The sequence below is a fragment of the uncultured Cardiobacterium sp. genome, assembly GCF_938028185.1.
In the GTDB taxonomy this organism is placed as follows: Bacteria; Pseudomonadota; Gammaproteobacteria; order Cardiobacteriales; family Cardiobacteriaceae; genus Cardiobacterium.
The window spans coordinates 1-8,846 of the sequence record NZ_CALJAH010000272.1 but is presented as its reverse complement, the minus strand read 5'-3'; the positions used below and the strand labels follow the sequence as shown (position 1 = coordinate 8,846).

General features: G+C 60.6%; 10 protein-coding genes, 2 pseudogenes and 1 riboswitch. Of the genes and pseudogenes, 5 read left to right on the top strand and 7 right to left on the bottom strand.

Annotation, left to right across the window (positions count from 1 at the left end; translation table 11 throughout):
• Positions 1 to 44 precede the first annotated feature (44 nt).
• Positions 45 to 971: a factor H binding protein domain-containing protein gene (locus Q0349_RS08050; protein WP_298080352.1), complete on the top strand. Its 927-nt coding sequence runs from the start codon at positions 45 to 47 to the stop codon at positions 969 to 971.
• Positions 972 to 1,024: 53 nt separating this feature from the next.
• Here the strand turns inward: Q0349_RS08050 and Q0349_RS08045 are convergent, their stop codons facing one another.
• The 6 genes from Q0349_RS08045 to Q0349_RS08020 all read right to left on the bottom strand — a co-directional run bounded on the left by Q0349_RS08045 (position 1,025) and on the right by Q0349_RS08020 (position 5,007).
• Positions 1,025 to 1,498: a hypothetical protein gene (locus tag Q0349_RS08045; protein ID WP_298080351.1), complete on the bottom strand. Its 474-nt coding sequence runs from the start codon at positions 1,496 to 1,498 to the stop codon at positions 1,025 to 1,027.
• Entirely contained in the window at positions 1,495 to 2,529 is a 1,035-nt protein-coding gene (gene tsaD, locus Q0349_RS08040) for a tRNA (adenosine(37)-N6)-threonylcarbamoyltransferase complex transferase subunit TsaD (RefSeq protein WP_298080350.1), read from the bottom strand. The genes Q0349_RS08045 and tsaD overlap by 4 nt, the downstream gene beginning before the upstream one ends.
• Positions 2,530 to 2,591: 62 nt before the next feature.
• On the bottom strand, positions 2,592 to 3,008 hold the full coding sequence (locus Q0349_RS08035) for a roadblock/LC7 domain-containing protein (RefSeq protein ID WP_298080349.1): 417 nt from the start codon (positions 3,006 to 3,008) through the stop codon (positions 2,592 to 2,594).
• Between the two features lie 9 nt (positions 3,009 to 3,017).
• On the bottom strand, positions 3,018 to 3,551 hold the full coding sequence (locus Q0349_RS08030; RefSeq protein WP_298080348.1) for a GTP-binding protein: 534 nt from the start codon (positions 3,549 to 3,551) through the stop codon (positions 3,018 to 3,020).
• A gap of 24 nt (positions 3,552 to 3,575) precedes the next feature.
• The gene (locus tag Q0349_RS08025) at positions 3,576 to 4,568 is read right to left on the bottom strand and encodes a hypothetical protein (RefSeq protein ID WP_298080347.1); all 993 of its coding nucleotides are present in this window, start codon (positions 4,566 to 4,568) and stop codon (positions 3,576 to 3,578) included.
• Between the two features lie 82 nt (positions 4,569 to 4,650).
• Positions 4,651 to 5,007, bottom strand: a complete 357-nt coding sequence (locus tag Q0349_RS08020; RefSeq protein ID WP_366916295.1) for a roadblock/LC7 domain-containing protein — start codon at positions 5,005 to 5,007, stop codon at positions 4,651 to 4,653.
• Between the two features lie 199 nt (positions 5,008 to 5,206).
• Here Q0349_RS08020 and tsaE point away from each other — a divergent pair, with 199 nt between their 5' ends.
• From tsaE to Q0349_RS08000, 4 genes and pseudogenes are all read left to right on the top strand, one after another.
• Entirely contained in the window at positions 5,207 to 5,623 is a 417-nt protein-coding gene (tsaE, locus tag Q0349_RS08015; RefSeq protein ID WP_298080345.1) for a tRNA (adenosine(37)-N6)-threonylcarbamoyltransferase complex ATPase subunit type 1 TsaE, read from the top strand.
• Positions 5,624 to 5,691: 68 nt separating this feature from the next.
• The gene (locus Q0349_RS08010; protein ID WP_298080344.1) at positions 5,692 to 7,230 is read left to right on the top strand and encodes an N-acetylmuramoyl-L-alanine amidase; all 1,539 of its coding nucleotides are present in this window, start codon (positions 5,692 to 5,694) and stop codon (positions 7,228 to 7,230) included.
• Between the two features lie 10 nt (positions 7,231 to 7,240).
• Entirely contained in the window at positions 7,241 to 7,780 is a 540-nt protein-coding gene (locus Q0349_RS08005) for a shikimate kinase (RefSeq protein ID WP_298080343.1), read from the top strand.
• A 99-nt stretch (positions 7,781 to 7,879) separates the two neighbouring features.
• Positions 7,880 to 7,975: riboswitch (TPP riboswitch) on the top strand.
• Between the two features lie 85 nt (positions 7,976 to 8,060).
• Positions 8,061 to 8,345 (top strand): annotated as a pseudogene (locus tag Q0349_RS08000) (hydroxyethylthiazole kinase); the annotation flags it as partial.
• Here Q0349_RS08000 and Q0349_RS14120 read toward each other — a convergent pair.
• Positions 8,346 to 8,846 (bottom strand): annotated as a pseudogene (locus Q0349_RS14120) (DEAD/DEAH box helicase); the annotation flags it as partial.

The window sequence follows — 8,846 nt, the reverse complement described above, 5'->3', positions numbered from 1 at the left end:
GTTGTACGGCGAGGCGACGCAACACAGTATGAGGCTTTCGGTGGATGGCTATAATCTCACCAGGCAAGCGCATTTTGCCTTGCTGCTTTTTCAGAAAAAGGATGGAATCCATGAAGATGATTGTTCCCGGCAACCGCCCCATATTGGCACTGACTTTGCTCCCTGTTTTTCTCGCTGCCTGCGGCGGCGGTGGCGGTGATGACAATGACACGAACCGCCAGCCCGTTGACCCGCCACGCCCGGTCGCAACGGCTCCTGCCGCTGCCCCGGCTACCATTACCCGGCTCACGCCCGAAGAAACCACCAATTTCAGGTTTGATATGAGCAAAACCGGTATCCGGCGCATTGAGCCGGTAAACGGCGGTAGTGAACCTGAATATTCCGAGTTGTATGTGAATGGGGTCCGGGTGCAGGACATTACCCGCCTTTTTGTGACTCATGGCTATCGCAGCCTGCCGCAAGGACTGATTACCCTGCCCGGTCGCGTGGAATTTCCAGTTCATAAAAAATCGTTCGAGCTGACGGCGCGCAGTTACCAAGGTTTTCATAGCGGGGTGCTCGTCGCCTATCTCAATGAAAATGACAAACTCGCCAACAGCGATGTGTACGGTGACATCACAAAGGCCGCACAGATGCCGGGGGCAGGCAAGGCAACCTACCAGGGCATCGCCTTTGACCGCAGGGATAACGGCAAACTGGTCTATAACGTGGATTTTGACTCCAGGCGGGGTGAAGGCCGGATTGAAGGCATTAGCCGCTACGGCACCATAGCGCTGAACCCGGCGACGATTCAGTCCACCAACCTTGGCATGGCGATTAACGGAAATGCCAGCGCAGCGCGCGGGCAACCGCTGCAATATTCCGCGATGTTTTATGGTACGGCGGCGGAAGAGCTGACCGGGCGGGTCCATAATAATGCGGAAAGCGATGGTATCGGCTTCAGCGGCACCCGTGGCGAGATCGTCCAGTAATGCCGTCATCGCATAAAAAAACGCCGGGGCTCCGGCGTTTTTTTGTGGGCGCTTCAGAAGTCGTTGCGATAGCGACCAATGGCGCTGAGGAAGAGGAAAATCATCAGCAGGTTGAGGTTGATGGCAAAGCTCGCGCTTTCGTACTGGTAGTAGAAGTTGAGCGCGGCGGGGATGTAGAGCGAGAGGCTGCCCAGTTGCAGCGCCACGCTTTGCAGGCCAAAGAGGATGATGAGGGTAATGATGCCGGAGGTGCGGCCACGGAAGCATTGCACCGCGCCGTACACGCCTGCCGCGGCAGCGGCAAGGGCGAACAGGTTGGCGATGCCGCTGTAGCCGGTGAATTTGATCGCCTTGCAGTATTCTGTAATTCGCGCGGGGTCAATGGGTATGCCGCTGTGTTGTTGGCAGCCCGCACCGGCGAAGTGTGCGACGCCAATGAGGCGCAGCAGTGTCCAGCCCGCGAGGGCAAGGGCGAGGGCGGCCAGCAGGCCGGTTTCGAGGGTGAGGCGGATTTGTCGTTTTTTCATGGCTGGCGAGCGGGGTGGGGCGGCAGGCTGGCGAGTTCCCATCGTGCCTGGACTTCGATGTCGAGCGGGCTGTCGTGGCCGTCGTAGCGGTGCGCGGCGGCGTGGGCAATCATCAGCGCGTTGTCGCCGCAGAGGGCGAGCGGCGGGAAGTACACGCGCTTGTGCTGTTTTTCTGCTTCTTGTTGCAGGGTTTGGCGCAGCAGGCGGTTGGCGCTGACGCCGCCGGCGACGATGAGGTCGCGGTAGCCGGTTTCTTGCCAGGCGCGGCGGCATTTGATGGCAAGGGTTTCGACAACGGCTTGCTGGAAGGCGGCGGCTATGTCGGCGCGGGTCTGCGCGTCGTCGCCCTGTTCTTCGATGAGCAGGCGTACCTGGGTTTTGAGACCGCTGAAGCTGAAGTCCATGCCGGGGCGGTTGGTCATCGGCCGCGGTAGCGGGAAGCGGGCGGCGTTGCCATGCTCTGCCAATGCGGCGAGTTCGGGGCCGCCGGGGTATGGCAATCCCATCAGTTTGGCAGTTTTGTCGAAGGCTTCGCCGACGGCGTCGTCCAGTGTTTGTCCCAGCAGGCGGTATTGTCCGGGCGCGTCCACCGCCATCAGTTGGGTGTGGCCGCCGGAGACGAGCAGGGCGATGTAGGGGATTTCCGGCTGGGCAGCGTCGAGCAGCGGCGAGAGCAGATGCCCTTCCATGTGGTGAATGGCGATGGCGGGGACGTTAAGGCCGTAGGCCAGCGCGCGCGCGTATCCCGCACCGGTCATCAGCGCGCCGAGCAGGCCGGGGCCGGCGGTGTAGGCGATGAGGTTGACGTCTTGCAGGGTTTTGTCGGCGCGTTCGAGTGCCTGTTGCAGCACAAGCGGCAGGCGGCGCAGGTGGTCGCGTGCGGCCAGTTCGGGGACGACGCCGCCGTGTTGGCGGTGCAGTTCGATTTGGCTATAGACTTCGTTGGCGAGGATGCCTTCGTCGCGGCTGTAAAGGGCGACGGCGGTTTCGTCGCAGGAAGATTCAATGGCGAGGATGAGCGGTGTGGTCATGAGCGGGGTTTTTTCATGAAGAAAGCCCCGCGGCGCGGGGCTGTCGGCGGGCAATCGGCCGCTCAGGCGAGGAGCAGCAGCCGTTTGCCGATTTGGTCGGAGAGTTTGTTGGCGCCGTGCAGGATGTGCGCCAGCATGGCGTTTTGGGTGGACTGGATGAGGATGATCAGCGCCTTGTCTTCTGCCTGGACGGAGCTGATGTACACCTTGCCTTTTTCGCTGTCGATGGTGATGGCACGGGTCGCGCCGAGGCTGAATTCGGAGATGAGCGAGGCGCCCAAGGCAAAGAGCGAGCTGCCGACGGCGGCGAGGCTGTCGGCGCTGTGTTTGGATTCTTCCGCGTGCGAGGCGATTTCAAAGCCGTCCGGCGTTGCCAGCAGGACGTTTTTCACGCCGGGGGTTTCCGCCGCGAAGGTTTCCAGCGCGCGGGTGCAGTAGTTGACAAAGTTGTTCTCGCGGTAGTCTTCCAGTGTGGCCATGGGCGTTCCTTAGTTCAGTTCTGCTTCGATGGAAGCGATCAGGGCTTCGACTAGCAATAATACATCATCGCGCTTGCGGGCATCGATTTCGTAGATGGGGAATTTGAAGTCGCGGGTTTCCAGCAGTTTGTTGGCGTCGTTCAGGCTCAGGTGGGCGCCGTCGATGTCGCAGTGGGTGATGCCGACGACGATGCTGTTCATGTGGTGGTTGTGGAAGTAGTCCACGTAGTACGGCAGTTCTTTGGCCGCTTTGGGCGAGGCACCGTCCACGAGGATGATGGCGCCGAGTGCACCTTCGGTGACAACGCGCCAGACGAGCTCAAAGCGCTCTTGTCCCGGCGTGCCGTAAAGGCCGACTTTGGTATCCGGCGGCAACAGGATTTGGCCGTAGTCAATGCCGACAGTGGTCAGCAGTTTGTTGTGGGCTTTTTTGTCGCTGTTGGCGACATCGGTCGAAATAACTTTTTCGTCTGATAATGCCTGGATCGCCGTGGTCTTTCCGGCGCCCATGCTGCCTGCGAAGATAATTTTGAATTCTTGCATGATGTGAATCGGGTCTGGTGAGCGTTATAGGCCGAGTTTGGCGCGCAACCGTTGCAGCAGGCTGCGTTTTTGTTCCACTTTTTCTTTTTCCTGCGGGGTAAAGACGCGCTTGACCTGTTCGTCGGCGACGACGCTGTCGTGTTCGACTTTTTGTACTTGTCCTGCCATCAGGGTAGCAAAGAGGAAGCGGCGGATGCGGTCGTAGGAATATGAGGTTTTTTCAAAGAGGGTCGGGATGTTGACCGGATGCGACTGGGTGCAGGTGGCGAGGCGCAACGCTTCGGTGCGTCCGTGTCGTCCCAATGGCTGCGGAAAGCGGATGAGACGGTAATAGGCATGGTCGTCGATATAGTGTCGCCCGTCCATGTCGGATTGCCACAGACTTTCAAACAGCCATAAGTCAAATTGCAGTTTGCGTGCGCTGTCGGGAATATCGAGATTGTCTGTCACCATCCATGTCCACGAATCAAATCCGGGGACGGATTCGCGCGGGTAATTGATGTAAACCAGTCCTTCGTGCGGCTTGATCCAGGTAATACTGTTGCCGGAGGTGGCACGAATGACCATGTTGTCGCGACGGCGAATGTGGTCGAGCAATTCGCGGGCGTCATTACTGCTGACGCTGGAATAAACCGGGCGCGGAGCGGCGTCATGTGTATGCTTTTCCGGCGGTGGCGTGGTATTGGCGCTGCCGAACAATTTGCCGAGCCAGAGGTTGTGATTGCCCTGATCGGCATCGCGCAGGTCAAGCGCCGGATAACTGTGATTGCCTGCCAATGCCGCACCATCATCATTATTAAAGGCGCAGACAATCGGGCAATTCACCAGCGAAATATATTTCTGAATTTGCGGGGTAGAAAGGAAACTGGCATTGATGACCACGCCATTAAGCCCTTTGTGATTGGCAGCAACCCAGGTGATCTGCGGACGGTCGGGGGAAGCGTCAATGATTTTTTTAATACGGTTTTCTGATTCCGGCGAGAATCCGAGCAGACAGATACTGTGATTATCCGGCATAACGAGGGGTTCCGTTTACTGATAAATAAAAATTGCGCCCCCTATGCACGGGTGCCAGGGAGCGCACGAGAGAGCTTCTGAATCAGGAGAAATCGAGTTCTTTCTCGAAAGCGCGCAATTCGTGGCGAGCCATGGCGAGATTGGAACGTGAACGATCCAGAACCAGATAGAGGAACAGTTTGTCGTTGCGCTCCAGCGGGCGAATCAGGTGATAGCCCTTGCCGAGGGTGATAAGAATATCTTCAATATCGTCATTCAGTGACAGAGATTTGCAGACGCGACGCTTGGCATTGAGCACTTCGGTATTACCGGCGGAAGCCAGTTCGAGGTCAAGACCTGAACCTTCGGTAGCCAGTGCCAGACCGCTATCGGCATCCACCAGTGCGGCAGCTTTGAAACCGTCAATGTCTTGCAGACTGCTAAGATCAATTTTAGCCATGTTAGATTTACTCCAAATGATATAACTATTTTGCATAACGCCTAGGGCAAACGGCACTATGCGCAGCACATACCCATCGCAGAAATACGATGAACAACAAAATATTACCACAAAAAAACCGCCCCCGCCGCCTGCGGGTTTTGCCAGTGATGAAAATTGCTGTTGTAATGACATTTTTCAGCCGGAAGCGGAGACGCCCATGCCCACAACCTTTGACATCACCACACACGCAGCGCTTGATGATGCCATCGCCATATTGCGCCAATCCCTTGATAACAAAGTCTATTACCTCGAAGGCGCACTGGGGGCGGGCAAGACCACCTTCGTCCGCCACTGGCTGCACCAGAGCGGCTACAACGGAGCCGTCACCAGCCCGACCTACGCCCTGATGAACGAATACCATACCGGGCAACGCACTGTAATCCATGCAGATTTATACCGCCTGGCGACACCGGACGAACTGCTCTACCTCGACGTGCGCGACTGGAGTGCGCGCGCCGACCGCATCTTCATCGAATGGGCACAAAACGGCGGCGCATACCTGCCCGCCGCTGACGTAATCTGTCAGTTCACCCTGCGCGACGGCAAACGCACCCTCACCGCGCTAACCGCCTGATAATGGTCTTTCCCCGCCAAGACAGGCATAATGCGGGGATTCCCACAAAACCCACAAGAAACATGACCTTGCGAACCGCAATCCAGGCACTTCTGCGCGCCCGCGCCCTGCTGCTCCTGCTCCTCGCCCTGCTTTGCAGCGTGCAGGCGCTGGCCGTCACCCTGCAAGACGTGCGCTACAACCGTCTGCCGGACAAAACCCAACTCGTCCTCGACCTCGACCGCCCGACCGTCTTCCGCCAGTTCAGCCTTGCCGGGCCACCGCGCATCGTGCTGGACCTGCCCGACGCCAGCCGCAGCGGCCGCGCCGGCATGACCCTCAACAGCGGTGCCGTCACCAGCATCCGCACCGGCTTCAGCGACACCACCACCCTGCGCGTCGTCATCGACCTGCGCTACCCCGCCAAAACCAACATCTACACCATGCCGCCGGAAAACGGACGCGGCAACCGCATCGTCATCGACATCTACGACAACCTCGCCGAACAGACACTCACCCTCGAATCCCTCGACAGCAGCGACCAGCCGCCCTACGTCGTCTTCGCTGGTGAACCGCTGGAAACCATGCGCGACAGCGGCGGCGTCAGCATTGGCAGCCCGCCCGTCAGCGCGCCCCTGCCCAACACCAGCCCCGCCGCCCTCCCCTACCCGAACGCGAACAGCGCGCCGCCGCCCTTCATGCAAACCACCCCGCTGCCGCAACCCAACCTGCCGCCAGCGACCCTGCCCGCGCCACGCCCGCAGCCGAACATCGCCGCCGTCCCGGCGCCGCGCACCGTCCCCGCCTACAAACCGCAGCGCAGCGCGCCCGCGACCGTCACCGTGGAGCGCGACATCTCCGCCAGCGGACGCATCGAAAAACAGAACAAAATCATCACCCCGTCCTCCGTCTCCAAACGCACCATCGTCGTCGCCATCGACCCCGGCCACGGCGGCAAAGACACTGGCGCGGTCAACCCGTCCACCGGCCTGCGCGAAAAAGACGTCGTCCTGCAAATCGCGCACCGCCTGAAAAAACACCTCAACGCCAAAAAAGGCTTCAGCGCCTTCCTCACCCGCGACGGCGACACCTACATCCCGCTGCACGAACGCACCGCCATCGCCCGCCGCCGCAACGCCGACATCTTCGTCTCCATCCACGCCGACTCCTCCGAAAGCAACGAACCGAGCGGCGCCTCCGTCTTTATCCTCTCCACCAAAGGCGCGACCACCCAAATCGGCAGATACCTCGAACGCACCGAAAACACCGTGGACCAGCGCTGGGGCATAGACGTGCGCAAATACGACAACGACGTGCAGCAAGCCCTGCTGGGCATCCAGCAGGATGCCACCATCGAATCCAGCCACGCCCTCGCCAGCCGCACCCTGAACGAACTCGCCCGCCTCGGCAACCTACACGGCAAACGGGTCAACAGCGCCAACTTCGTCGTGCTGCGCTCGCTCGCCGTCCCCTCCATGCTGGTCGAAACCGCCTTCATCTCCAACCCGAACGAAGCACGCAAACTCGCCTCGCCCGACTACCAGGAACAACTGGCGCGCGGCATCGCGGGCGGCATCACCCGCTACTTCGACGAACACCTGCCACAGCATATGCTGCTTGGCAAATAACGGAGCACACATGACCGCCGGACGCAAAATCATCCTGATCGGGCCGATGGGCGCGGGCAAAACCTCGCTTGGCAAACGCCTCGCCACCCGCCTGCGCTGGGAATTTACCGACACCGACCACGCATTGTGCGCCCGCACCGGCGTGGACATCCCGACCATCTTCGCCACCGAAGGCGAAGCAGGCTTCCGCAAACGCGAACACGAAGTGCTGACGAGCGTCCTTGCCACCCCGCGCGACATGATTGTCGCCTGCGGTGGCGGCATCGTCCTCAAAGCCGAAAACCGCCGCCTCATTGCGAGCCAGTTCCTCGTCGTCTTCCTTGACGTCTCGGTGCGCCGACAAATCCTGCGCATAGGGCGCGACCGCAACCGCCCGCTGGTACAAAACGCGGAAAACCTGCAAGCCAAACTCGAACAAATCCGCGACGAACGCCTTGGCCTCTACGAAGGACTGGCGGACATCCGCGTCGATACCGACAACAACCACTTCACCAACTCCTTCAAAAAACTGCTGCACGACGTCGAAACCCGCCTGCGCCGCGACCGCTAGAGGCTGAATGACAAACAGCGCCTAACCCGCACCCCAATCCCCGCTCCGGCGGGGATACTTGCCCCCACCCGCCACAACTGCGCTAAACTGCGCACAGACTTCATCAAGTCGGGGTGCCGTCCGCCGGGCGGCTGAGAACATACCCGTGAACCTGAAACAGCTAACACTGGCGTAGGAAACTTATGCAAGCATCACCCGCACCACGCACCGCCGCAGCGTCCGCCTCCCGGACAAAGTCGCGGTGCGTCACTGTTTCCGGCTCACACCCACCGGAAACACCATGCACATCCACTACCTGAGCGCCATCCGCGCACAAAACCCGCTGATTCACAACATCACCAGTGCCGTCGCCGCCAACTTCAGCGCCAACGGCCTGCTCGCGCTCGGCGCCTCGCCGCTGATGGCGGAAAGCCCCGCCGAGGCGGCAGAACTGGCGGCGCGCAGCGCGGCGCTGGTGCTGAACATCGGCACACCATCACAAACACGGCTGGAAGCGATGCAACAAGCAGGCGCGGCGGCAAACCGCGCGGGCGTGCCGGTCATCCTCGACCCGGTCGCCGTCGGCGAGCTCCTGCAGTACCTTGCGCTTGGCGCGGGTGCCCATGGAGGCGGTCAGCAGGCGCACGCGCACACGGCCGGACTCCTCGCTTCCCGCGGGAGTTCCAGCGGCAGAAACCTCGGCAGAACCGTCGGCTGAATCGTCAGCGTCTGAGTCTTCGGGCGCCGCCATATCCCCCAGGATATCCAGCACCGAACGCAAATGCTGCTCGGCAAGCACCTCGGTCGGGGCGAGCATCGCGGACTGGCCGCCCGCATCGGCAACCTGCAGCATGGCGCGCAGAGCCACCACGGTCTTACCGGAACCCACATCACCTTGCAGCAGGCGGTTCATGGGCGATTCACTCGACAGATCGGCGGCAATCTCAGCGCCCACCTTCTGCTGCCCCTCGGTCAGCTCGTAGGGCAGAACCTTCAGCAGCTGATCGGCGAGGCCGCCCTCCACGGCGGGGCGCGGCTGGGTCAGGTGTGCGGCACGCACCGAATGCAGGCGGGCGAGCGCGCTCTG